Origin of the sequence: Pedobacter sp. Bi27, from assembly GCF_918698255.1 — a bacterium.
Taxonomy (GTDB): domain Bacteria; phylum Bacteroidota; class Bacteroidia; order Sphingobacteriales; family Sphingobacteriaceae; genus Pedobacter.
This window is the reverse complement of record NZ_CAKKMW010000003.1, coordinates 519,124-542,996: the sequence shown is the minus strand read 5'-3', so window position 1 is coordinate 542,996 and position 23,873 is coordinate 519,124. Positions and strand designations below refer to the sequence as shown.

The following is a 23,873-nucleotide window of genomic DNA, read 5'->3' as shown; positions in this document are numbered from 1 at the left end:
AGGTGGCTATTTTTATGATGTAGTGACTATTTTAAAATCACCTTTTTGCCTGTTTGAGCTGATTTTTTAGCGGCCGCTAAAATTTTGACCACAATTAAATTATTCGGCAGCGATGATAAATCATTTGCTGGATTAATTTCTCCTTTTAAAACTGCAGACAGATAACTTAAATGGTTTGAATAAATTGGCTTCGATGTCTTAGCCTGATAAATTTTATAATCATCCTTCCCATTATTCTTTAGCCTTAACGTTTTATCATTAACGGCCTGCATGTATCCATTTGCACCAAATACTTCCATATCTTTTATGCTAAAGGGCCAATTCCACGATGCTTCGATAATCCCCGTAGCCGATGGGTACTCCAATAAAATTGTTGCATCGTCATCAACATTCGGATAAACATCTTTTTTAATCTGATGGGTAATTGCACTAACCGAAATTGGGGCTTTTCCATCCATTAACCAAGTCATTAAATTAGCACCATAACAGCCAAAATCTACCAATGCGCCTGCCCCGTTCTGATCGGGATCGGTTAACCAGCTTAAAAACTCAGCACTCACTCCAATTTCTTTCGGTCCCTGATGGCCATCGTGCACGATTATTTTACGTAAGGCACCAATGGTATTGGATTCCTTTACTTCCTTGTAAAGCTCTTGATTACTCGGATACCAGGTAGTTTCGTAATTGGTGAGTACATGTACTTTATACTGTACTGCTAGTTCAGCCATTCTTTCTGCCTGCTTAACTGTTATCGCCAATGGTTTTTCTACCATTACCGATATGCCGAGGGGAGCGGCAGCTTCTACTACAGCCAAATGTTCGCTTATAGCATTGTATGCCAAAACAACATCAGGTTTCTTTTTCTTTAATAAATTAGTAAGGTTATTATAAAATAAGCTATCGGGAATTTTATAGCGGTTTTTAAACCTTTTAACAAGCCCAGGATTACTTTCGGCAATACCAATAATGTTCACTTCAGCTTTTTGGTAGCTGTTCATGATGAGATAAACGTGATCGTGAGTTAGTCCTGCTATTGCCACATTTAATTTTTGCTGTGCTTTAACAGTGCAAGAAAGAAGTAAAAAGCAAAGAATAAAGGTATTGGCCCTAAAAAAACACTTCATCAGATAAGTAGTCATCATACGCTCATTTCTAAATTTGATGGTTACCAAATTAGAAAATTTAAAAAGCTCTTGATGCTAATACCTAAAAATATTACAATGTTGAAGATAGGAAACGAAGTGGTAGGATTAAGATATAAATAAAAAGAAAAATCTAACGGGATGACTTAGCTTATTTCTATTGGCGAAAACTTAGTTTTATTGATATAAAAATGTATCAGGTCTTTTATTTCTAAGTGGAAATTCCTTATTAATTGGCTCTAACTCTTGCTGCTCTTCTGTAATTAACAGGTCGTTGTATTTTTCTAGCAGATGAATATATTTATTCATCCAGAAATACACAGAATTATTATCCGAACCGATTTGTTTACCGGGATCTGCCGCTTGATTGATGGATTCGGGGTTGTACTTGGGGAAAGCTTCTGGAAATGCCGAAGAAAGATCCTGACCTAATAACTTGCCTACCTGCCAAATTACTTCATGCCCGATTCTGTCTTGACCAAACCAGTTGTAAATTGTTCTGCGGCTTACATTAAGTTTCCTTGAAAGCTCACTGATGCCCATGCGATCTCTGCGCACTAAGCGTTCAAGAATTTCTCCTTGTTTTAGTTGTTGTGTTGTCATTGAGATAATTAATTTTAAAAAAAATGAAAAAATAATTAAATCAGTTATCGGGGACGATTGACAATTCAAATGTAAGAATAAGTGTATAAGGTTGTATAAAAGGTGTTGATTTTTTGACATATGTCAAACTGCATTAGCGAATTACTGTGAAATATGCTCAAAATGAGTGATTTCTAAATCTACTTTTCCCAAGAAATAACGTATTACTTTAAATACAATTGCCGCAGAAATTGAAATTATTTAATCAAATCTTATATTCATTATAAAAAAAGACATGGCAAAGAATAAAACTACCGAAAACGATTTAAGCGTTCCAGACTTTTTAAATACCATTCCCGATGAAAATAAAAGAGCAGATTGTTTTAACCTGTCGGATATCTTAAGTTTAATCACAGGTTTTGAAGCTAAAATGTGGGGAAATGCCATTGTTGGTTTTGGAAGTTACCATTACAAATATGAAAGCGGCCGGGAGGGCGATGCACCATTGGTTGGTTTTTCGCCACGTAAAGATGCCATAGCTTTATACTTATCTTCGCAATTTAAAGATCGTGAAGAACTACTGGCTAAATTTGGCAAACACAAAACAGCGAAAGCTTGTATTTACCTAAAAAAAATGAGCGATATCGATGTTGCGGTTTTAAAAGAAATGACTATCAATTCTGTAGAGCGGATAAAAAGTTTATATCCTTAAGGATGGAAAATGTATGATGGAGCTGAAGCCGCCGTTGATTAGTGCTTTTCTTTTGCCATAGCTGCACAAATTTATAGATATGTCATTCTGAGGGTCAATTTATTATATATAGATCAATATAGATGACAGGATATATTAACGGAGATAAATCACTTCAAGTATCATCGTTGCGAGAAGGCTTTTTCAGCCGACAGCCTGTCCCGACCTTCGCGAAAGCAATCTTTCTGGCAACGATCGTTAGCAGGAAAGATTGCTTCCTCGTTCCTCGCGATGACGAGCTCTTTACAAGTATCCCTTCATGATGTAAATAAGAAGTTACGCGGTAATAAGTTAAATTTTACAATATTTGATTATTCCTTATTTCGAACAAATTAACCGGAAATGATAAAAAAATTACACCTCTATTTATTGATAGCGGGCGCTTGTGTTTCGCTTAACTCGGTTGCACAAGATGCAGTAAGCTACCAAACACCCCCAAAAGAAATTGCCGATTTATTACTTGCCAAACCAACACCTGGCGTAAGTATTGATGGCAAAGCAGAATGGATCTTGTTTAGCGAGCGCAACTCCTATCCCTCAGTCGAAGAACTGGCTTTGCCCGAATACAGAATTGCAGGTTTAAGGTTAAACCCAAATAATTACTCACCCAGCAGGCAAACCTACATCAACAATTTTAGCTTAAAAAACATCAAATCCAACCAAACGTTTCAGGTTACAGGACTGCCAAAACCACTATATGCCAGCAACATTAGCTGGAACCCGTCAGAAAATAAAATTGCCTTTACCCATACCACTCAAAAAGGAGTAGATCTTTATATTATTGATCTGGCTACAAAAAAAGCTGTCAAAACCAATAAGGCTTTTTTAAATGTGGTTTTAGGTAGTGGCCTTACCTGGTTAAATGATAATACCATTATCTACCGTACGGTAACTAAACCAGCAAGTGCTGCACCTACAAAACCATTGATGCCAAAAGGGCCAACCATTCAGCAAAATTTAGGTAAAGCCGCACCTAGCGCCACTTTTCAGGATTTAATTAAATCACCTTTCGATGAACAATTGTTCGAGTTTTTTGCAACCTCCCAATTGGTAAAAAATACAGCAGGTGTAGAAACGGCAATTGGAAAACCAGCTATTTACGGTTCGACAAGTTTATCGCCTGATAAAAATTACATGATGATCGAAACTATACGCAAACCTTTTTCTTATTTGGTTACTGCAAACGGTTTTCCATCAACAGTAACCATTACCGATTTAACCGGTAAAACCATTAAGGTTATTGCTGAACTGCCTTCATCTGAAGGTACACCATCTGGTTACGACAATACGCAAAATGTACCGCGTGGTTTCGATTGGAGGGATGATGAACCTGCTACACTGGTTTGGAGCAAACCATTGGATAGCGGTTTAATTAAAAAAGATGTTCCCTTTCATGATGCAGTTTATGCGCTAAGTGCACCTTTTACCGGCACAGAAAAAGAATTATTTAAAACACAGACCCGTTACCGTGGCGTGCAATGGGGTGATGCCAACCTTGCCCTCATTATGGAAGGTTTACGCAGCAAACAAACCAATAAAGTGAGCCGTTATAACCCTACAACAGGCGAAGCAGAAGAATTGTACAGCCGTAATCAAACAGATGCCTATGGTAACCCTGGTTCTCCGGTTACTACTAAAAACAAATATGGCCGACAGGTAATTAAAACGGTTGACAATGGCACTAAACTGTTAATGAACAATATAGTAGGTTCATCAGAAAAAGGAGACTTACCTTTCTTAGCCAAATTCGATTTAACCACTAAAAAGAATGAGATTATCTGGCGCAGCGCCGAAGGAACCTTCGAATATGTAAGCGATGTAATTAATCCTGACAAACTGGTTTTGCTTACCCGTAAAGAGAGTCAAAAATTAGTCCCCAACTACTTTATTAAAAACCTGATGCTTCGCATCGCCGATCAACCCATTACTAATTTCACTAATCCATATCCATCTTTAGAAGGCATTACCAAACAGAAAATTTCTTACAAACGTGCCGATGGTGTAGATTTAACAGGCGATCTGTATTTACCCAAAGGTTACAACAAAGACAAAGATGGTCCATTACCTTCATTAATTTGGGCTTACCCACGCGAGTTTAACTCTGCAGCAGATGCGGCACAGATCCGTGGATCGAAAGACAAATTTACTACCATTAGCTGGGCCTCTCCCATTTTCTGGGTAACCCGTGGTTATGCCGTATTAGATAACGCAGAAATGCCAATTGTTGCCAAAGATGGTAAAAAGCCTAACGATACCTTTGTAGATCAATTACAACTCAATGCGGAGGCAGCCATTAATAAACTGGCTGATTTAGGCGTTGGCGATAAAAAACGGATGGCCGTTGGAGGGCATAGTTATGGCGCATTTATGACCGCAAACTTATTGGCTCACACTAATCTCTTTGCTGCAGGTATTGCCCGCAGCGGAGCTTATAACCGGACGCTTACGCCCTTTGGTTTTCAAAACGAAGAGCGTACTTATTGGCAAGTACCGCAGTTGTATTACGAAATGAGCCCGTTCAGTTATGCAAATAAAATTAAAACTCCAATATTGTTAATCCACGGCGATTCTGACGATAACCCAGGCACTTTCCCTATTAATAGCGAACGTTTGTTCAATGCGATTAAAGGTGCAGGCGGCACTACCCGTTTTGTATTTTTACCTTATGAAGCACACAGCTACCGCGGCAAAGAAAATTTGCTTCACATGCTTTGGGAACAAGACCAATGGTTAGAAAAATATGTGAAAAACAAAAAATAAATCTCTCTCTCTACCTTTATCGATTAAAGTGCCTCTATATGGGGCGCTTTTTTTGTTTAACGGCCTTTCCTTTGCGCGCTGACAGTTATTCCTATCTGATACGATAAAGTAATATTAGTTCAATCACTTAGTTTCTGCCTTTCTTATAATTATGTTTATGCTAAAGTTCCTTAATCAGTCAGATGGTAACATCTAACTGCACACGCATGATTAATATTTTGAGGATCTGGAGCGCAATGACAGCAACATTAGGTCGGGTTCCATCCTGCTGTCCGCTACAATCCTTTTGGATATCCGTGCCGATTAATAATCCATCATTAACCAAAAGGGATTTCGCTGCCATCAGGGCTATTTAACCTGGGATAGAAGGTGTAAACCGTTGATGGGATATACTCAGCGGAGATCAGCGTAATCTGCGGAAACAAAACCTTAACTTTCTCAACTTAATTATAAGGTACTTCAAACTACAAACAAACTACCAACTAAGTGGTTAAGACAATTCCCATTGAAATACACCATTATAAAACCTACATTTATACAATTAAATTGAACATTACTTTTACTTATTTGTTAAAGCCATTATGGACTACATAGACTATTATAAAATCCTCGATTTAAAAAAAGATGCAACAACTGAGGATATTAAAAAAGCTTATAGAAAATTAGCCCGAAAGCACCACCCTGATCTTAATCCCAACAATGAAGAAGCCAATAAAAAATTTCAGCAAATTAATGAGGCAAACGAAGTTTTAAGTGATCCGGAAAAGCGTAAGAAATATGACAAGTATGGTAAAGATTGGCAACATGCCGATCAGTTAGATGCCCAGCAACAGCAGCAAAGGCAATACCAGTCGCAAGGCGGCGGATATGGCGGTAATAGTTATTCAGGAGGTTTTGGAGGCGAAGATTTTTCTGATTTCTTTTCTTCGATGTTTGGCGGAGGCGGAGGCAGGAGCAGTAGAAATTCTCCTTTTAAAGGTCAGGATTACAATGCCGATTTGCAATTGGATCTACTCGATGCGTATACCACACACAAACAGACCTTAACCGTAAACGGCAAACAAGTACGCATTACCATTCCGGCGGGCGTAGAAAATGGGCAGAAAATTAAACTACCAGGTTACGGTGCACCAGGTGTTAACAATGGCCCTCCAGGAGATCTATACATCAAATTTAACATTACAGATCATCCTAAATTTAAACGAAAAGGGAACGACATCTACCTCCAGGAAGAAATAGACCTATATACTGCCATTTTAGGTGGCGAAAAAATTGTAGAAACCTTAAACGGCAAGGTCAAACTTAAAGTGCCAGAGGGAACACAGCCCGATGCTACTTTACGTTTAAAAGGAAAAGGGTTTCCACTTTATAAAAAAGAAAATCAGTTTGGGGATTTATATATCAAGTGGCAGGTAAAATTACCTACCAATCTAAATGTCGAACAAAAAGAACTATTCGAAAAACTTTCCAAATTCTAACAATTATGGGAACCAATCTAATACCTGTAGAAGACATCTGTGCTTACCACCACGTAGAGATCAACTTTATCCAATCGCTTGAAGATTTCGGCCTGATCCACACCACCGTTAAAAAGCAATCGCTCTTTTTGCCAGTTGATGAATTGACCAAATTGGAGCAATATCTTCGTCTAGCACATGATCTGGAAATCAACTTAGAGGGTATTCATGCTGTTTCGCATCTGCTTAATCAATTGCAAAATATGCAGGAAGAAATAACTGCACTTCAGAACGAACTAAATTATTATAAGCAGCTTAACCAACACCATTAAACAACCGTTTGTGCAGTATTTTGCATTAAAAGTGGAAACAAAAACACAATCTTTTTAAGATATCTTTCTTAAATTGGCAATCTAATTTAAAAAAATGAGCGATCTTTCTTCAAAATTCATCGAAAAAATAAAATCATCCTATGCCCCTACAGGCTCGTACATTTATTTAGGCGCCGGAATTTTAGACGGTCAGGTTTACAGTGAAGCTGAGGTTAATTTGTCGCTAAAAATGATGAATAGACATGGTTTAATTGCTGGAGCAACCGGAACAGGTAAAACACGGACCCTACAGTTACTGGCAGAACAACTGTCAGATGCCGGCGTACCTGTTTTTATGTTAGATGTGAAGGGCGATTTATCAGGCTTAAACCAGCCCGGTTCCGTTAATCCAAAAATAGAAGAAAGAGCACAACAGCTCAACAAACCTTTTTCTCCATTAGGCTTTCCCATCGAAATTTACTCCCTTTCGGGTAAAATGGGTTCTCAGATGCGGGCAACGGTATTAGAATTCGGGCCAACACTTTTATCGAAAGTATTAGATTTAAATGATACCCAGTCAGGCGTTATGGCAGTAATATTCAAATACGCCGACGATAACAAAATGCCGATTATCGACTTAAATGATTTAAAGAAATTAGTTTCTTATTTATCAGAAGGTGCCGGAGCCGCCGAAATAAAAAGTAGTTATGGCACCATTTCTACCGCTACTTCCGGTACAATATTAAGAAAAATTGTCGCCATAGAGCAGCAAGGACTAGCAGGTATGTTTGGCGAAAAATCTTTTGACATTGAAGATCTTTTCGAACGTGTTGATGGCAAAGGAACCATCAGTTTGTTAAATATTGCAGATGTTCAAAATCAGCCCGTATTATATTCTACATTTTTATTGAGCTTACTGGCTGAGTTATTTAATACCATGCCCGAAGTTGGCGATTTAGACAAACCAAAACTGATCTTCTTTTTTGATGAAGCACATTTATTGTTCAAAAATTCTTCGAAAGCATTTTTAGAGCAGATTGAAACCATTATCAGGTTAATCCGTTCAAAAGGAATTGGTGTTTTCTTCTGCACCCAGGCACCTACCGATGTTCCTGAAAGTGTTTTAGGGCAATTGGGTAACCGCGTGCAACATGCATTAAGGGCATTTACCCCTAATGATGTAGATGCCTTGAAAAAAACTGTTAATACGTATCCAAAATCAGATTTCTATGAGATCGATAAAATATTAACTTCGCTTGGAACAGGGCAGGCTTTGGTTACCGTATTAAATGAAAAAGGTATACCAACGGAAGTATCTGCTACTATGCTTACCCCACCAAGGGCTGTAATGGGGCCACTTACCGCTGCAGATTTCGATCAGCTTGTTCATGCCAGTTCGAAGTATACTAAATATAAAGATCCTGTCGATCCTGAAAGTGCTTATGATATTTTAACTAAACGCATTAATGAGCAAACTGCAGCAGCAGAACAAGAAAAGCAGGAAGTTGAGGCTCAGAAACAGGCCGAACAGGAAAGCAAGCCTAAACCGGGCGAAAAGAGCCTTGTTGAACAGGTAATGGGCGCAACAATAACACGCCAGATTGGTAAAGAAATTGTTCGCGGTATTTTTGGCATGCTTACAGGAAAGAAAACACGTTCAAAAACCGGTGGTGGACTTTTTGGATTTTAAAAAAACTTATTAATTAACACAATAAACGCTCAAATAACTAATTTCGCAAAATGAAACCATGATGGTGAATTAATCGTTCCATCATCGAGGTCTTCACCCACAAAAAATAATAAATAATAGATGAAACCCACCCTATTAATATTGGCTGCAGGAATGGCTAGCCGTTACGGAAGTATGAAACAAATCGATGGTTTCGGCCCAAATGGAGAAACCATTATCGATTATTCAATATATGATGCAATTAATGCTGGCTTTGGCAAAGTTGTATTTATTATTAAAGAAGAGTTTGTAAACGAATTTAAAGCCATTTTTGAACCGAAGCTTGCAGGTAGAATAGAAACAGATTATGTTTTCCAAAACTTCGATTTAAAACAATTTGGCATAGAAGAAGAAATATATAGGGAGAAACCCTGGGGTACCGCACATGCAATCCTTTCGGGCAGAAACGTAATTAAAGAACCATTCTGTGTAATAAACGCTGATGATTATTATGGTTACGATGCCTTTAAAAAAATGGTCGATTTCTTAACCACCGAAGTAACGGATAGCAATTATTCTATTATCGGCTATGAGATCGGCAAAACCCTATCAGAGTTTGGTGCCGTTTCGCGTGGTGTTTGCCAGGTAGATGAATCTGGTAACTTAAAAGAAATTGTAGAACGTACAAAGGTTTATCCTAAAGATGGCAATATTTTTTACGAAGAAAATGGCGAAGAGTTCCCTTTAGCTTATGAAACGCCTGTTTCAATGAATTTCTGGGGATTTACACCAGCGGTTTTCAAAATTACGGAAGAATTGTTCAGAGAATTTGCTGAAGCAAACAAAGATAAGCCTAAGGCTGAATTCTTTATTCCATTAATTGGCGAAAACCTGGTAAAAAGCAATATTGCAACCTTCAAAGTAGTGCCAACCTCAAACAAATGGTTTGGTGTTACGTATAAAGAAGACAAACCTTATGTTCAGGATAGTATTGACCAATTGGTTAAAAACGGAACATATCCAGAAAAACTATGGAGCTAAATTTAGATTCCGAAGTTTTAAAAGCCTACGGATACGCTAAAGAAAATACAAAAATTACACAAATAGGTACGGGTTTAATTAACCGTACTTATTTGCTTTCACCCCTATCCGAAAAGAAGAAATACATTCTTCAAAATATAAATACTTCGGTTTTTAAATCACCCCAGGCCATTGCCAACAATCTGAGGTCTATTGCCGATTACCTCACCTTCACTTACCCTGAATATCTTTTCATAAAGCCTGTTTCTACAACAAATAGTGAAGAAATGGCGCACATTCATCATCAATACTGGCGGATGCTTCCTTTCGTGCCAAATACCATCTCATTAGAAGTTTTAGCCGATCCTAAGCAAGCATATGAAGCTGCAAAACAATTTGGCAAACTGAGTAGATTATTGGATGATTTTGATGCGAAAACACTTCAGCCTACTATCCCAGGTTTCCACGATTTAGGCTTAAGGTACGAACAGTTTATTTTAGCCCTAAGCCATGCAGAAGAAACATTAAAAGATGAGGCAAAAGCACAAATTGAAGATGCTTTAGCACATAAATATATTTTAGATTATTATACCTCATACTCGCACAGAACTGATTTCCCTGATCGTGTAATGCACCACGATACCAAAATCAGCAATGTTTTATTAGATAATAAGACTTACGAGGGTATCTGCGTAATCGATTTAGACACGATTATGCCTGGTAAATTCATTTCTGACCTGGGCGATATGATGCGTACTTATCTTTGTGCCTTCTCTGAAAATGAAACTGATTTAGATAAGACTAAAATACGCTTACCTTACTTTGAGGCCACGATAAAGGGTTATTTATCCGAAATGAAAAGTATTTTGACAGAAACAGAAAAAGAACTCATCTTATTCTCAGGCAAATACATGATTTATATGCAGGCCCTGCGCTTCTTAACTGATTATTTGAGCGGTAACAAGTACTATCCTATTAGTTACCCCACACAAAATTTAGACCGGACCAAGAATCAGTTTAAACTATTGCAAGAAATTGCTGCGAACGAAAAAGAGTTACAGGATATTATTGAACAGAATTTAATTTAGTTTCAAAATAACCTAGTCGAATCCCCACATACATATGATTTTAAAAAGAAGAAGGTGAAAATAAATAATTTTAAGGTTTGGCTTTTTATTCCTGCCATGTTCATTTTTTGTATTTTCACTTTCATAACGCTTCTTGCAGCTGGAGCTGTTGATGAAGGTACGGATGGCAATAGTACCGTAATACAAGCATTAGCCAAACTATTTTATATCTTTCGTTTTCCTACGCATACCATATTTTTCAACTTTATGGATGGAATTTTCTTCTTTCTCGGACTAGGAATAAATTGTTTATTCTACAGTTTTATAACCGAAAGGATCGTTTCTGCGTTTAGCAAAAAAAATTAAACAATATGCCAATATTTAACCATACCAGGCATTTAAGGAACACATAAGTTCACCTTATCGCTATTCAAACCCTTCCAAAAGTACTAAACGCCCTTCCTAAACCCGACAGCAGCGGCAGCCCCGAATTTTTCATGAGGGCTACAGCGATGGCGGGGCTTTAGTTCCTGAAAAGCACAGAACCATTCATTTCCAAATTCTTTTAACCATATAAGACATATTAGAAACATATAAGCTTAATGGGGTTTTACATCTCTTATATGGTCAATGCTTAAAAGCAAAAAAAGCGCTCCTGAATTTAATCAGAAACGCTTTTATTTTATCCTCCCAAGACTTACGACTCAGGACTCAGACTTAAGACTATTATTTCTTATCGTCTTCTTTTACTTCTTCAAAATCAACATCGGTAACGTTATCGCCACCACCTTGAGGCTGACCATCAGCTTGTGCTTGTTCGCCACCCTGAGGTTGCTCACCAGCTTTGTACATTTCCTCAGATGCTGCGTTCCATGCATTTTGCAATTCAGCTTGTGCTGCATCGATATCTGCAAAGTTACGAGAACCGTGCGCTGCTTTTAATTTCTCTAAACCAGCTTCGATCGGTGCTTTTTTATCAGCAGATAATTTATCACCAAACTCTTTTAATTGTTTCTCAGTTGAGAAAATTAAAGCATCAGCACCATTGATTTTATCAGCTTCTTCTTTCTGCTTAGCATCGTCTGCTGCATTAGCTTCAGCTTCTTCTTTCATTTTTTTGATCTCAGCATCAGTTAAACCTGAAGATGCTTCGATACGGATTTTTTGCTCTTTGCCGGTAGCTTTATCTTTAGCACTAACGTGTAAGATACCGTTGGCATCAATATCAAACGATACTTCTACCTGAGGCACACCACGAGGTGCTGGTGGAATACCATCTAAAATGAAACGACCAATTGTACGGTTTTGAGCAGCCATTGGGCGCTCGCCTTGTAAAATATGGATTTCTACTGAAGGCTGGTTATCAGCTGCAGTTGAGAAAGTTTCCGATTTTTTAGTTGGGATAGTTGTGTTAGACTCGATTAATTTAGTCATTACACCACCCATAGTTTCGATACCTAATGATAAAGGCGTAACGTCTAATAACAATACATCTTTAACATCACCAGTTAACACACCACCTTGAATAGCAGCACCGATTGCCACAACCTCATCAGGGTTAACACCTTTACTTGGCTCTTTACCGAAGAAAGCTTTAACCGCTTCCTGAATAGCAGGAATACGTGTAGAACCACCTACCAAGATAATTTCGTCGATATCGCTTGTGCTTAAACCAGCATTTTTCAAAGCAGATTTACAAGGATCGATAGTACGTTTAATCAAACTATCAGCCAATTGCTCAAATTTAGCACGGGATAATGTACGTACTAAGTGTTTAGGGCCGCTAGCATCAGCAGTGATGTATGGTAAGTTAATTTCAGTCGAAGTTGTGCTTGATAACTCGATTTTAGCTTTCTCAGCAGCTTCTTTTAAACGTTGTAAAGCCATTGGGTCTTTAGCTAAATCCATGCTGTTTTCAGCTTTGAATTCGCTAGTTAACCAATCAATAATAATGTGGTCAAAGTCATCACCACCTAAGTGTGTATCACCATCAGTAGATTTTACTTCGAAAACACCATCACCTAATTCTAAAACAGAAACGTCATGCGTACCACCACCACAGTCAAACACAACAATTTTCATGTCTTTGTGTGCTTTATCCAAACCATAAGCTAAAGCAGCTGCAGTAGGCTCGTTAATGATACGTTTTACAGTTAAACCTGCAATCTCGCCAGCTTCTTTAGTAGCCTGACGTTGTGCATCGTTAAAATAAGCCGGTACAGTAATTACTGCTTCAGTTACTTCCTGACCCAAGAAATCTTCAGCAGTTTTTTTCATTTTCTGTAAAATCATTGCAGAAATCTCTTGTGGAGTATATTTTCTGTCGTCGATTTCAACACGTGGTGTATTGTTATCACCTTTAACTACTTTATATGGTACACGCCCAGCTTCTTTCGCACTTTCGTCGTAGCTGTTACCCATAAAGCGTTTAATCGAATATATCGTTTTTGTTGGGTTGGTTATAGCCTGACGTTTAGCAGGCTCGCCAACCTTACGCTCACCGTTTTCTGCAAAAGCAACAATAGACGGTGTAGTACGTTTACCCTCACTGTTTGCGATAACTACAGGCTCGTTGCCCTCCATTACGCTCACGCAAGAGTTTGTTGTTCCTAAGTCTATTCCAATAATTTTTCCCATTGTATTTGTATTTTCTCTTTTTAAAGTATTATAATTTCTACTCCTATTAAACAATGCTTGTGCCAATTGGGTTTTGGCAGATAATACTGGTAAAAGACTGATAAAATGTAAAAAAAGAGACTATAGTTTACTGACAGCATGACAGAAATAAGCTGAAAGGCTAAAGCTTAAAGACTAAAGCAAAGCGCCAATTCCTCAAAATGATTTGAAAATGAAAGTCAGCAGTGCTTCGGAGGCAACAGTCCCGTCCTAAAGGGACTCCTTTGGAGCTAATCGCTTTACTCCGTTTCACTCGGGTTCGCTATTATCGGGTTTATTGAACAGCATTTTTAGCGCTTCGGTGATAAAAGCGCAAGCAGAAATAATGAATGATCATCTAAATGCCCTCAAAGTTTTATACCTTTAAATTACAATCCAATCGGTACAATCATTTAAACCTGTATAATCCCTTATAAAATGCAATTAGCAGCACAAATCGTAATCGGCTTAGTGGCCTTCATCCACATCTATATCCTTTGGTTAGAAATGTTTGCCTGGACCACAAGAGCGCCAAAAGTTTTTAAAACCATACCAAAAGATTTATTTGTGCCAACAAAAACATTGGCAGCAAACCAGGGATTATACAATGGCTTTTTAGCAGCAGGATTAATTTGGTCGTTATGTATAGCCGATCATCACTGGAAATTTTATGTGGCCATATTCTTTTTAACCTGTGTCATTATCGCTGGCATTTATGGCGCAGCCACAGCCAGTAAAAAAATTCTCTACGTACAGTCGATACCGGCATTGGTAGCCTTGATTTTATTGCATCTGTAAGTTCCATTCCATTGGTTGGTGTCGCACCAACCTACATAGTAAGTTCCTAGCGCCATCAACATTATATGCATAAGCTATCCGCTCTCCTTATCTTGTTTACGTTGTTCGGTTTTAAACCCAGGGTCAATAATGAAATAAGTGCATACAGAATCAAGGATGCATTAGCCTTCTGTAAGAAAAATAAGATGGATACCACAATCGCTATCATGGTTGATATGAGTATCCATTCCGGCAAAAACAGAATTTTTGTCTACGATTTTAACAAACAAGAAATCACCATCAAGGGGCTTTGTGCCCATGGTGTTGGTGCCGGCAGTACGCCAACAAAACCGGTTTTCAGCAACAAAGAAGGCAGTTATTGCACCTCTTTAGGCAAATACAAAGTTAAAGGCCGCTCGTACAGCAATTGGGGGATTAATGTGCATTATAAAATGTACGGTTTAGAAAAAACGAATAATAATGCTTTTAAACGGATTGTGGTTTTACATTCCTACACGCCAGTTCCCAACCAGGAAATTTACCCCCAAACTTTATTCGGACAAAGTGCTGGCTGCCCCGTTTTGTCAGACGGTACCATGCGAAAAATAGACGGGGTGCTCAAAACCAAGAAAAAACCCGTGTTGCTTTGGATATATATTTAGCTGTCGTCACCCTGAACTTGTTTCAGGGTCTAGTTTGCAAGGGGATTGATCTTATCGGTCTGCGTCTCACTGATTGATAAGGCCTATTTTTTTCTAAATGTATGATAGATGCTGAAATAAATTCAGCATGACGACCGCATCAGAAAATCTATAGTTCCAACAATCTTTCTAAATGATGATAGCCAATTCCAAAGTATTCCTTGCTTGCTTTAATTTTCTGTAAAATATCTGCTTTCTTCTCTGTTCCATGCTCCTTGCCCTTTACCCCCACCACAAGCACATTTTTAGGTGTATGTGCATCCGAAATAAATTCGAATACTTTGGTTTTATAGCCAAAATATTCTAATATCAGTGCACGTATCCCATCAGTCACCATTTCGGCCTGACGTTCTAAAAAGATACCATATTTAGTTAAAAACGAAACATCATTCTTCACTTTATTTTGCTCAATCTCTCTCCGGATCTGTTTGTGGCAACAAGGCGCAACAACAATCAGCTCCGCATTGGCTTTTATCCCTTTAAAAATGGCATCGTCGGTAGCGGTATCACAGGCATGTAATGCAATTAAGAGATTCACTTCCTCAGCCTTATAATCTTCAATCGTTCCCTGAACAAAATTTAATTTATTGAAAGCAGATTTTACAGCAACCTGGTTACACAAATCAACCATATCCTGCCTATATTCTACGCCTATAACTTCAGTTTCGAGCTTTAAAACCGAATGCAGATAATCGTAGAGTGCAAAAGTTAGATAACCTTTACCTGAACCCATATCAGCAACCTTTTTAATGGTTCCTTCTGGCAGCTCTTTAATTAAAGAACTTAAAATTTCGATATAATGGTTAATCTGGCGGAATTTATCCTGCGCATTTTTGAAAACCTTCCCTTCTGCATCGGTGATTTTCAATTCTTTCAAATATGACTTCGCCTCAGGTTTAATCAACCTCGCTTTTTCTTTATCGTGGTTGGCCGACGGCGCTGCTGCACTTGATGCTTTGCTTTCCCTAAAAACAACCTTGCCATTGTTCAGTTCCTCCAAAATCAGATCCTTTTCGGTGGTAAACAAAGTACCGATTTTAAAACCTTTTTCAAGATAATCGGTAATCAAGCCCATTGCTTCATCAACTGCATAGTTTTTCACCACATCGCGGGTTTTATAGCGATAAGTAAAGGCCAATTTATCTTCACGTTTAATCACCACTTTGCGGATAAGAATCTGCTTTAATGCTTCCTCTTCTCCTTTATAGTGTCCTAAAGATACCTTTACAAAACTTGCTGCATTTAGGCTTTCTTTTAAAGCTATGGTAAATTGTTCTATATATTCTAACACTGGCATCGATAAATTTTAAGGACAAAGATAATCAAGTTTATCAGGAGCAGAACATATCCATAATAATGTAACAATAGAGCGACCATTTAAGATTTATTTACTTAAAAACGGCTAATCAAGCACTCACGTAATACGATTTAGAAATACGCATTGGCAATATTATCTATATTGATTCCAAAATAGCCGAACACTTTTATTTCAAAAAATTAAGCTTTAGATTAGAGTATATAAAAATAGCTAACCATAATCAATGAGTGACTTTCAGATAAAAAAATCGCCTACCGTTTATGATGCCATTGTTGTTGGCTCAGGTGCGGGAGGTGGAATGGCTGCATATGTTCTGGCACATGCAGGTCAAAAGGTTTTAATGCTCGAAGCTGGTCAAAATTTCGATCCGCGATTAGATTCACATCAATTAAAATGGCCTTGGGAATCTCCTCGTCGTGGTGCCAGTACAACGCGTCCGTTTGGAGATTTTGATGCTTCGTATGGAGGATGGGAATTAGAAGGCGAACCCTATACCCAGAAAAACAAAAGCGAATTCGAATGGTTCCGTTCGCGGATGCTCGGTGGCCGTACCAATCACTGGGGACGAATTTCTTTACGGATGGGTCCGGACGATTTTAAACCTAAAGATGGTTTAACCGATGCCTGGCCCATTACTTACGCGGATGTAAAACCATTCTACGATAAAGTTGACCGTATGATCGGTATTTATGGAACAGCAGAAGGTTTAGAGAATGAGCCAGACGGAATCTTTATGAAACCACCAAAACCAAGATTAAACGAACTTTTTATCAAAAAAGGTGCAGAAAAAGCGGGTGTAAAAGTAATTACCGGCCGTGGGTCTGTGCTTACCGAAGCCTTACCCAATAACAACGACCGTGCACCTTGTTTCTATTGCGGTCAGTGCGGAAGAAGCTGCAAAGTTTATGGCGATTTTTCATCATCATCATGTTTGGTGAATCCTGCAGTAAAAACAGGGAACCTGACTGTAATTACCGATGCCATGGTGCGCGAAGTCATTACGGATAAGGATGGTACTGCAAAAGGCGTTTCATATGTAAACCGTAAAGACCTGCAAGAATATCAGGTAAATGGCAAACTCGTTATTTTAGGTGCCAGTGCCTGCGAATCGGCACGTATTTTATTAAATTCAAAATCAACTTCTCATCCAAACGGTCTGGCCAATAGTAGTGGCGTGGTTGGAAAATATCTGCATGACTCTACCGGAGCAAGTGTTTCGGGCTTTCTTCCACAGTTAATGGACAGAAAACGTTACAATGAGGATGGTTTGGGCAGTGTGCATATCTATTCGCCCTGGTGGTTAGATAACCGTAAACTAAACTTCCCCCGTGGTTACCACATCGAATATTGGGGTGGCATGGGTATGCCTGCATATGGTTTTGGCGGCGGTATAGCCCAGATGAACGGAATGGTACCTGGCAGAGATGGCAAAATGAAAGAAGCAGGAGGTTATGGAAAATCGTTAAAGGATGATTATCGCCGTTTCTATGGAACTGGCGTTGGCATGGCTGGTCGTGGAACGGCAATTGCCAGAGAAGACAACTACTGTGAAATTGATCCGGACACCGTGGATAAATATGGTATTCCTGTTTTAAGGTTTAACTATAAATGGGCCAAAGATGAAATTCTACAGGCTAAGCACATGCAGGAAACCTTTCTTTCGATTATGAAAGAAATGGGTGCCGTGGTTACCTCCGAAATTCAGGGCGCAGATACCAATTATGGTTTACTGAACCCAGGAAAAATTATTCACGAAGTTGGAACCATCCGCATGGGCGACGATCCTAAAAAATCGGCGTTAAATAAATATTGCCAGGCACACGACTGTAAAAACCTGTTTGTGGTTGATGCTGGTCCGTTTGTTCAACAAGGTGATAAAAATGCCACCTGGACGATTTTAGCGCTTTCGATGCGTACAGCCGAATATATTTTAGCTCAAAAGAAAAAACAAAACATTTAAAGAATTGCCATATGAACAGACGTGATTCACTAAAAGCATTAGGTTTAACAGCCATCAGCACAACCGTGCTGCTCGATGCCTGTAAACAACCTGAAACAAAAACCGAAGTAGCCGCACCAGAAGAAACTGCAAAAGAAGCCGGAAGAGAACAATGGGAAATAGACCGTGATAAGAAATTAAAAGCTGAAACCTTTTTCACTAAACATGAAATGGCTACCATTACAGTTCTGGCTGATATTATCATTCCTAAAGATGAAGTATCGGGCAGCGCATCTGACGCCAAAGTGCCTGAGTTTATCGAATTTATTGTAAAAGATATTCCTGAACATAAAGTACCGATGCGTGGCGGCCTGAAATGGCTGGATGTGTACAGCTTTAATAAATTCCAAAAATCATTTGTTGAGGCATCCGAGGATCAGCAAATTTCGATTGTAGATGAAATTGCATATCCTAAAAAAGCCAGACCAGAAATGCAGGCTGGTGTAACTTTTTTCAATAGAATGAGAAACTTAACAGCATCGGGTTTTTACACGACAGAAATTGGTGTAAAGGATATTGGTTATGTTGGTAATGCACCAAACCAGTGGGCCGGTGTTCCAGCAGATGTACTGAAACAGTACGGAATGGAGAATGTAAAGGTATAATGCAAAAAATCGTCATTGCGAGGCACGAAACAATCCTACAACTATCGCTACCTTTTAGCGCATTAAGATTGCTTCGTGCCTCGCAATGACGAAAACTTATATAAACTATTCTACTATCAAAATCAAACCTTTTCCTTTTTCAACAGGAACAGATTTTCCATCAGGATAACTTCCCGAAGTTTGAAACTTGTCAATTGAAGGAGCGGCTAATTTTACTTTCCCGGCATCTAACCCCAGCTTGGCCCAATCGATAGTTAAATTAACCTTTACATCTCCTTCTGCCCAGCTTGCTAATGAAATCATTGTTTTACCTTTTTGTTTGTATACAGTTGCCAATACTTTGGGGTTATCAGTTTTAACCGGACAGTTTTCGCTCCAGTAACCGATCATCTCAGATCCTTTTATGCCGAAATTATCCCAGGCTTTCCATAATGGTTTTGGGTCACTTTTGTCAGACCATCCCAAGCGGCTTGTCATGCCGTAAATCATACCACGCCAAGGGTTTCCATCATCCTGTAACATCTCTCCCATTAATCCAAAAGGTATTCCGCTTACCTCTGTTAAAAAGAAATCGGGATTGTTTTTTTGGTAATCGAAATATTCGCCAAACCATAAACGGTTTAAATAAGGAAAATGTTCCAGGTATAAAATGGCACTATTGTTAAAGCCATCACTTTTATTGTATTGATTGGCAGAGTGCAAGTCGATAATACCAGGGTGGTTATCCTGTGTCAACACACGTTTTATACGCTTCATGGTTACACGGTCAAATGCCACATCATCCAGGTAAACACCATCAATCCCAACGTTGTTTACCAACCAATTCATTCCTTCTACGTAATAGTTGTGCCAACGGTTCATTCCGCTGTTAATTACGGCGGCATCTTTTATTTCAGGAACAAACCAGGCAGCAATATAATTGGAATCTAAATGCTCCTGTAACCAGCTAAAGCCTCCTCCTTTACCAGGAGAGTATACTTCAGTACCTAAACTCCTTAAAGCCGGCCACTCGTATGCATGGTTAGAAAGTTCGCGAACAGTATTGTAAATTTTAACTTTTAATCCTTTTGAATGTGCATTACCGATATAATCTTTCATCTTTTTCCATTCGATAAATGGATAATTGATCCAAGGGTTGATCGGCGTGGCATGGTGAATGTTCACCACCGTTGCACCTTTAGCTTTGATCGTATCTAAGTCACCATATTTATGATAGAAACGGTTGTCCCATTGAAAATCGGTGTTAAGTAGATGGAATGGTGTGATCAGTAAATTGAAATTATAATATAACACATCGCCTTTTTTCATGCTTCTTGCACCGGTAAAGTTATCAGCCAGCATCGAACTGCCCTTAACATTGATCTGGATACCACCTTTATCTCCATTACCCCACGATTTAGGCAATAATAAGGGCTTTTGAAGATAGAAATTAGTATTAAGCGGGCGAACATAGTTTTCGTCTCTTAAGTTGTAATAAAGGCCTGCATTTACATTCCCGATCCAAACGGCATCCTGATTTTTATTCGCTACATCCCATTTCCATTTTACGGTATCTGGTCTAACGCCACCTTTTTCACCTAAGCCCATCAAATATTTTGTAGAATTCTTATCAAAAGGGATATGAAAATCGACATTACTGAAATCGACATCTTTTAAAGCCGTTACTTTAATTACATAATGTACATAGCCATCAAACTCTAAAGCACCTTCTAAATCCATTTTCAGGTTTTCAGAAGTATTGGTGACCTTCCATTTTACCGTTCCAGCTTCTTTATCGGTAATCTGAAAATTGCTTGGTACAAATTTCTCCTGCGTTTTTGGCGTATTAAAGAAGTGAAAGTGAATAGGTTCTGCCAGGATATTATTAGGTTTTTCGCTGTAAGCCGTCATCTCAGCATTAAAGAACGTTTGAATCTGCTTAGGGAAACCATCGGTATTAATTTCAAATTTTCTACCTAAAAGCGAGATTACATTCCCATCAACTATTAGTGGCGTATATGGTGCTACAACCGTGTTTGCTTGTGCTAAAGTAGAATTTAACCAGGTTAAGCGAGTCTGTTTATCTGGGGTCCCTACACCAGCATCGGCTAAAACTTCATTACCTATTGTGATTTTAGCATCGATTACTTTCGATTTCCCATTGGCTTTAACCGTAAATTTTCCAGCATAAATACCTGCAGCGATATTTTTAGGAATGTTAACCGTAATCCACATCGGCTGAATTTTGCCAGAGGCTACGTTTACAGTTTCAACCAAAGGTTTGTTATCGTAACTTGTTCCATTGGTATTTAAGCAGTTAATATATTTTGAAGAAATTACTTTTCCGGCTGCGTTTTTTAAATCGCCAAAGCTAACCACTACATTTTTCAGGTCTTTCAAAGCAAATACACCTAATTGAAAAGCATAGCTTTCACCTTTTCCAGCCGATCCTGTAAAAGTATTTGCAGCGCCTTTCTGTACCCAGCGATAAGGTAAATCGTTCTGCATTTTGATTGGAAACATTCTGTCCTCTGGAAAAACGACAAAAGCTTCTGAAGCATATTTGGCCTTTATTGCAGCGGTTTCTTTGCCAGTGGCAATTATTTCCATTGGATAAAAAGAGTTGAAAGCATCGATAGACTGGATCTCTACAACAGATGTATTCACTTTAACCTGTTTTGCCGCCGTTAACCATGCCTGGTCAGTCTGTTTAGGCTTTAAATAAACTCCTTTCGGATAATTATTTCTTCCCTCATTTTTATAAGCGAGGTAGTAAACATAATATTTTCCCGCACCAGGTGCTTCAAAATAAATATCAGCACTTTCTCTTGTCAATTTACCTGTGCCAACAACCGAAATAGTTTTACCACTGGCATCTTGCACGATGATTCCTTTTAGTTCTGGATGCTCATCTCTCCGGCGCCAATCGATTTTAGCATGGGCAATTTTGCCTGTACCAGCAAACTGCACCAAAACTCTGTGGTTACCTAACGAATCGGGGTTCCAGGCATTGTTACCATTGGTGTATTTTAGTATTTGTGCATTAAGAGATAACTGTCCGAAAAGACAGAGTAATAGAAAAAGCCTGAATTTCATTTCAAATTTGTTTTCGGCTAATTTATAGATACCTAGCTAAAATAAAGCTATGTAATGAAAAAATGAGACAAACGTTTGATTGATTGGTTCATTAGTTCACTGGTCAATAGTTCATCAGTGGCTATCACGTGCCTATGGAGTTATGCCATAGATTGATAGTGGTGTCAGATGTTGCCATCTGACACGTAGAAGAAATTCTTTAAGTTCTAATTTATTTTTAACAAACCGTCAGATGGTAACATCCGACGTCACAGAATAACATCTGACAGTACAAAACGGCACAAAAAAAGTCCTGCTCTTTCGAACAGGACTTTTTCGATCTTAAGGTGAATAAAATTATTCTCCTTTTGGTTCTTCAGTAGCAGGAGCTTCTTCAGCAGGAGCAACTTCTTCGGCAACTTCGGCTTTCGCTTCAGCAGCTTTAGGTGCAGCAGTAGCTTTACTTCTACCACGACGAGTTGTTTTCTTCTCTTCTTTAACCTCTGCATCTTTACCGTAAACTGTATTGTAGTCTACCAATTCAATTAAAGCCATTTCAGCGTTATCACCTAAACGGTTGTTTAATTTAATGATACGAGTGTAACCACCTGGACGGTTTGCAACTTTCTCAGCAATTTCGCGGAATAAAATTGTTACTACTTCTTTATCTTGTAAATAAGCAAATACTGTACGACGTGAGTGAGTAGTATCATTTTTTGATTTAGTGATAATTGGCTCAACATAAGTACGTAAAGCTTTAGCTTTAGCTAAAGTTGTTGTAATTCTTTTGTGCAAAATAAGTGATGAAGCCATGTTAGCTAACATCGCCTTTCTGTGGCTTGCGGTTCTACCTAAGTGGTTTACTTTTTTACCGTGTCTCATTGTTTTTTAATTGAGTGTATACCGTCTCGTTGCAATTAAGCTGAGGGAATTATACACTGTGAAATAATATTTTGTTCAACGCTTTGCGCTAAGCGCATGGCGCCATGCTTTTTATTCTTCGTCTAATTTAAATTTAGACAGGTTCATACCAAATGATAAACCTTTTGATTTTACTAATTCTTGGATCTCTGTTAAAGATTTTTTACCGAAGTTTCTGAATTTTAACATATCAGCAACATCGTAAGAAACTAAATCAGCTAAAGTACGGATATCAGCAGCTTTTAAGCAGTTTAATGCTCTAACTGAAAGATCCATATCTACCAATTCAGTTTTAAGGATTTTACGCATGTGTAAAATTTCCTCATCAACTTCTTTAGTTTCTTCTTTAGCTTGAGATTCTAATACTAGATTCTCATCAGAGAATAACATAAAGTGTTGGATAAGGATTTTAGCCGCTTCTTTTAATGCTTCTTCTGGATGAATTGAACCGTCAGTAGAGATATCTAAAACCAATTTTTCATAATCCGTTTTTTGCTCAACACGAAAGTTTTCGATCGTGTATTTAACATTTTTCATCGGAGTATAAATCGAATCGATTGCGATTACACCTACAACAGCATCAGCAACTTTATTTTCTTCAGCAGGTACATAACCACGTCCTTTATTGATGGTTAATTCCACTTCCAAAGTAACAGATTTATCCATATTGCAAATTACATGCTCAGGGTTTAAAACTGTAAAGTTGTTAGAGAATTTAGTGATATCACCAGCTTTAAACTGATCTTGACCATTAACGATGATGAAAACTTTTTCAGAATCACCTGAATCACCTGTTTTCTTAAAACGAACTTGTTTTAAGTTTAAGATAATATCAGTTAAATCTTCTACAACACCTTTCATGGTAGAAAACTCGTGAGATACGCCTGAAAAACGAATAGTAGTAATAGCATAACCTTCTAATGAAGAAAGTAAAATTCTTCTTAAGGCATTACCAATTGTTACACCGAAACCGGGCTCTAAAGGACGAAATTCAAATGTGCCATCGAAATCAGTTGATTTCTGCATGATCACTTTGTCTGGTTTCTGAAATGCTAAAATTGCCATTTATAATTTTTTAAATTCG

Annotated in this window: 19 protein-coding genes; 11 read left to right on the top strand and 8 right to left on the bottom strand. The window is 38.3% G+C overall.

Features of this window, described 5'->3' with window-relative positions:
* Positions 1-26: 26 nt before the first annotated feature.
* On the bottom strand, positions 27-1,172 hold the full coding sequence (locus LQ227_RS12455) for a Gfo/Idh/MocA family protein (protein ID WP_230149500.1): 1,146 nt from the start codon (positions 1,170-1,172) through the stop codon (positions 27-29).
* Positions 1,173-1,319: 147 nt separating this feature from the next.
* A complete protein-coding gene (locus tag LQ227_RS12450) occupies positions 1,320-1,745 on the bottom strand; it encodes a helix-turn-helix domain-containing protein (protein WP_230144634.1) in 426 nt (141 codons plus the stop codon).
* 274 nt (positions 1,746-2,019) lie between these two features.
* Here LQ227_RS12450 and LQ227_RS12445 point away from each other — a divergent pair, with 274 nt between their 5' ends.
* Together LQ227_RS12445 and LQ227_RS12440 are read left to right on the top strand one after the other, a co-directional pair.
* Positions 2,020-2,436: a DUF1801 domain-containing protein gene (locus LQ227_RS12445; RefSeq protein WP_230144633.1), complete on the top strand. Its 417-nt coding sequence runs from the start codon at positions 2,020-2,022 to the stop codon at positions 2,434-2,436.
* Between the two features lie 381 nt (positions 2,437-2,817).
* Positions 2,818-5,235, top strand: coding sequence for a S9 family peptidase (locus LQ227_RS12440; RefSeq protein ID WP_230144632.1), 2,418 nt, complete (start codon positions 2,818-2,820; stop codon positions 5,233-5,235).
* A 178-nt stretch (positions 5,236-5,413) separates the two neighbouring features.
* Here the strand turns inward: LQ227_RS12440 and LQ227_RS12435 are convergent, their stop codons facing one another.
* Positions 5,414-5,578: a hypothetical protein gene (locus LQ227_RS12435; protein ID WP_230144631.1), complete on the bottom strand. Its 165-nt coding sequence runs from the start codon at positions 5,576-5,578 to the stop codon at positions 5,414-5,416.
* Positions 5,579-5,816: 238 nt separating this feature from the next.
* Between LQ227_RS12435 and LQ227_RS12430 the strand changes: the two genes are divergently transcribed.
* The 5 genes from LQ227_RS12430 (at position 5,817) to LQ227_RS12410 (ending at position 10,780) form a co-directional block, all read left to right on the top strand.
* Positions 5,817-6,713, top strand: coding sequence for a DnaJ C-terminal domain-containing protein (locus LQ227_RS12430; protein WP_230144630.1), 897 nt, complete (start codon positions 5,817-5,819; stop codon positions 6,711-6,713).
* Positions 6,714-6,718: 5 nt separating this feature from the next.
* Entirely contained in the window at positions 6,719-7,024 is a 306-nt protein-coding gene (locus tag LQ227_RS12425) for a chaperone modulator CbpM (RefSeq protein ID WP_057932139.1), read from the top strand.
* 94 nt (positions 7,025-7,118) lie between these two features.
* Positions 7,119-8,693, top strand: coding sequence for a helicase HerA-like domain-containing protein (locus LQ227_RS12420; RefSeq protein WP_230149498.1), 1,575 nt, complete (start codon positions 7,119-7,121; stop codon positions 8,691-8,693).
* A gap of 120 nt (positions 8,694-8,813) precedes the next feature.
* A complete protein-coding gene (locus LQ227_RS12415) occupies positions 8,814-9,713 on the top strand; it encodes a sugar phosphate nucleotidyltransferase (protein WP_230149496.1) in 900 nt (299 codons plus the stop codon).
* Positions 9,704-10,780 carry a phosphotransferase enzyme family protein gene (locus LQ227_RS12410; RefSeq protein WP_230144627.1) on the top strand — a complete coding sequence of 359 codons (1,077 nt, stop codon included), beginning with the start codon at positions 9,704-9,706 and terminating at the stop codon, positions 10,778-10,780. Before LQ227_RS12415 ends, LQ227_RS12410 begins: the two co-directional genes overlap by 10 nt.
* A 705-nt stretch (positions 10,781-11,485) precedes the next feature.
* On the opposite strand, the gene dnaK is transcribed toward LQ227_RS12410, so the two are convergent.
* A complete protein-coding gene (gene dnaK / locus LQ227_RS12405; RefSeq protein WP_230144626.1) occupies positions 11,486-13,396 on the bottom strand; it encodes a molecular chaperone DnaK in 1,911 nt (636 codons plus the stop codon).
* Positions 13,397-13,852: 456 nt separating this feature from the next.
* On the opposite strand from dnaK, the gene LQ227_RS12400 reads away from it, so the two are divergent.
* A complete protein-coding gene (locus LQ227_RS12400; RefSeq protein WP_230149494.1) occupies positions 13,853-14,212 on the top strand; it encodes a DUF1304 domain-containing protein in 360 nt (119 codons plus the stop codon).
* Between the two features lie 65 nt (positions 14,213-14,277).
* Positions 14,278-14,853 (top strand): murein L,D-transpeptidase catalytic domain-containing protein, encoded by a 576-nt coding sequence (locus LQ227_RS12395; protein ID WP_256450279.1) that lies wholly within the window; start codon positions 14,278-14,280, stop codon positions 14,851-14,853.
* Positions 14,854-15,001: 148 nt separating this feature from the next.
* On the opposite strand, the gene LQ227_RS12390 is transcribed toward LQ227_RS12395, so the two are convergent.
* Positions 15,002-16,189 carry an SAM-dependent methyltransferase gene (locus LQ227_RS12390; protein ID WP_230149490.1) on the bottom strand — a complete coding sequence of 396 codons (1,188 nt, stop codon included), beginning with the start codon at positions 16,187-16,189 and terminating at the stop codon, positions 15,002-15,004.
* Between the two features lie 244 nt (positions 16,190-16,433).
* On the opposite strand from LQ227_RS12390, the gene LQ227_RS12385 reads away from it, so the two are divergent.
* A complete protein-coding gene (locus LQ227_RS12385; protein ID WP_230149488.1) occupies positions 16,434-18,170 on the top strand; it encodes a GMC family oxidoreductase in 1,737 nt (578 codons plus the stop codon).
* Between the two features lie 11 nt (positions 18,171-18,181).
* Positions 18,182-18,814: a gluconate 2-dehydrogenase subunit 3 family protein gene (locus LQ227_RS12380; RefSeq protein ID WP_230144622.1), complete on the top strand. Its 633-nt coding sequence runs from the start codon at positions 18,182-18,184 to the stop codon at positions 18,812-18,814.
* Between the two features lie 105 nt (positions 18,815-18,919).
* Here the strand turns inward: LQ227_RS12380 and LQ227_RS12375 are convergent, their stop codons facing one another.
* The 3 genes from LQ227_RS12375 to LQ227_RS12365 all read right to left on the bottom strand — a co-directional run bounded on the left by LQ227_RS12375 (position 18,920) and on the right by LQ227_RS12365 (position 23,854).
* Positions 18,920-21,889, bottom strand: a complete 2,970-nt coding sequence (locus LQ227_RS12375) for a glycoside hydrolase domain-containing protein (protein ID WP_230149487.1) — start codon at positions 21,887-21,889, stop codon at positions 18,920-18,922.
* Between the two features lie 336 nt (positions 21,890-22,225).
* Positions 22,226-22,750 (bottom strand): 50S ribosomal protein L17, encoded by a 525-nt coding sequence (gene rplQ, locus LQ227_RS12370; RefSeq protein ID WP_029278659.1) that lies wholly within the window; start codon positions 22,748-22,750, stop codon positions 22,226-22,228.
* 111 nt (positions 22,751-22,861) lie between these two features.
* Positions 22,862-23,854, bottom strand: a complete 993-nt coding sequence (locus LQ227_RS12365) for a DNA-directed RNA polymerase subunit alpha (protein ID WP_025145205.1) — start codon at positions 23,852-23,854, stop codon at positions 22,862-22,864.
* Positions 23,855-23,873 lie beyond the last annotated feature (19 nt).

Coding starts and splice junctions, on each gene's coding strand:
- LQ227_RS12390 (WP_230149490.1), bottom strand. CDS start 16,189: ATGCCAGTGTTAGAATATATAGAACAATTTACCATAGCTTTAAAAGAA.
- LQ227_RS12425 (WP_057932139.1), top strand. CDS start 6,719: ATGGGAACCAATCTAATACCTGTAGAAGACATCTGTGCTTACCACCAC.
- LQ227_RS12430 (WP_230144630.1), top strand. CDS start 5,817: ATGGACTACATAGACTATTATAAAATCCTCGATTTAAAAAAAGATGCA.
- rplQ (WP_029278659.1), bottom strand. CDS start 22,750: ATGAGACACGGTAAAAAAGTAAACCACTTAGGTAGAACCGCAAGCCAC.
- LQ227_RS12365 (WP_025145205.1), bottom strand. CDS start 23,854: ATGGCAATTTTAGCATTTCAGAAACCAGACAAAGTGATCATGCAGAAA.
- dnaK (WP_230144626.1), bottom strand. CDS start 13,396: ATGGGAAAAATTATTGGAATAGACTTAGGAACAACAAACTCTTGCGTG.
- LQ227_RS12415 (WP_230149496.1), top strand. CDS start 8,814: ATGAAACCCACCCTATTAATATTGGCTGCAGGAATGGCTAGCCGTTAC.
- LQ227_RS12375 (WP_230149487.1), bottom strand. CDS start 21,889: ATGAAATTCAGGCTTTTTCTATTACTCTGTCTTTTCGGACAGTTATCT.
- LQ227_RS12395 (WP_256450279.1), top strand. CDS start 14,278: ATGCATAAGCTATCCGCTCTCCTTATCTTGTTTACGTTGTTCGGTTTT.
- LQ227_RS12400 (WP_230149494.1), top strand. CDS start 13,853: ATGCAATTAGCAGCACAAATCGTAATCGGCTTAGTGGCCTTCATCCAC.
- LQ227_RS12440 (WP_230144632.1), top strand. CDS start 2,818: ATGATAAAAAAATTACACCTCTATTTATTGATAGCGGGCGCTTGTGTT.
- LQ227_RS12435 (WP_230144631.1), bottom strand. CDS start 5,578: ATGGCAGCGAAATCCCTTTTGGTTAATGATGGATTATTAATCGGCACG.
- LQ227_RS12380 (WP_230144622.1), top strand. CDS start 18,182: ATGAACAGACGTGATTCACTAAAAGCATTAGGTTTAACAGCCATCAGC.
- LQ227_RS12445 (WP_230144633.1), top strand. CDS start 2,020: ATGGCAAAGAATAAAACTACCGAAAACGATTTAAGCGTTCCAGACTTT.
- LQ227_RS12450 (WP_230144634.1), bottom strand. CDS start 1,745: ATGACAACACAACAACTAAAACAAGGAGAAATTCTTGAACGCTTAGTG.
- LQ227_RS12410 (WP_230144627.1), top strand. CDS start 9,704: ATGGAGCTAAATTTAGATTCCGAAGTTTTAAAAGCCTACGGATACGCT.
- LQ227_RS12420 (WP_230149498.1), top strand. CDS start 7,119: ATGAGCGATCTTTCTTCAAAATTCATCGAAAAAATAAAATCATCCTAT.
- LQ227_RS12385 (WP_230149488.1), top strand. CDS start 16,434: ATGAGTGACTTTCAGATAAAAAAATCGCCTACCGTTTATGATGCCATT.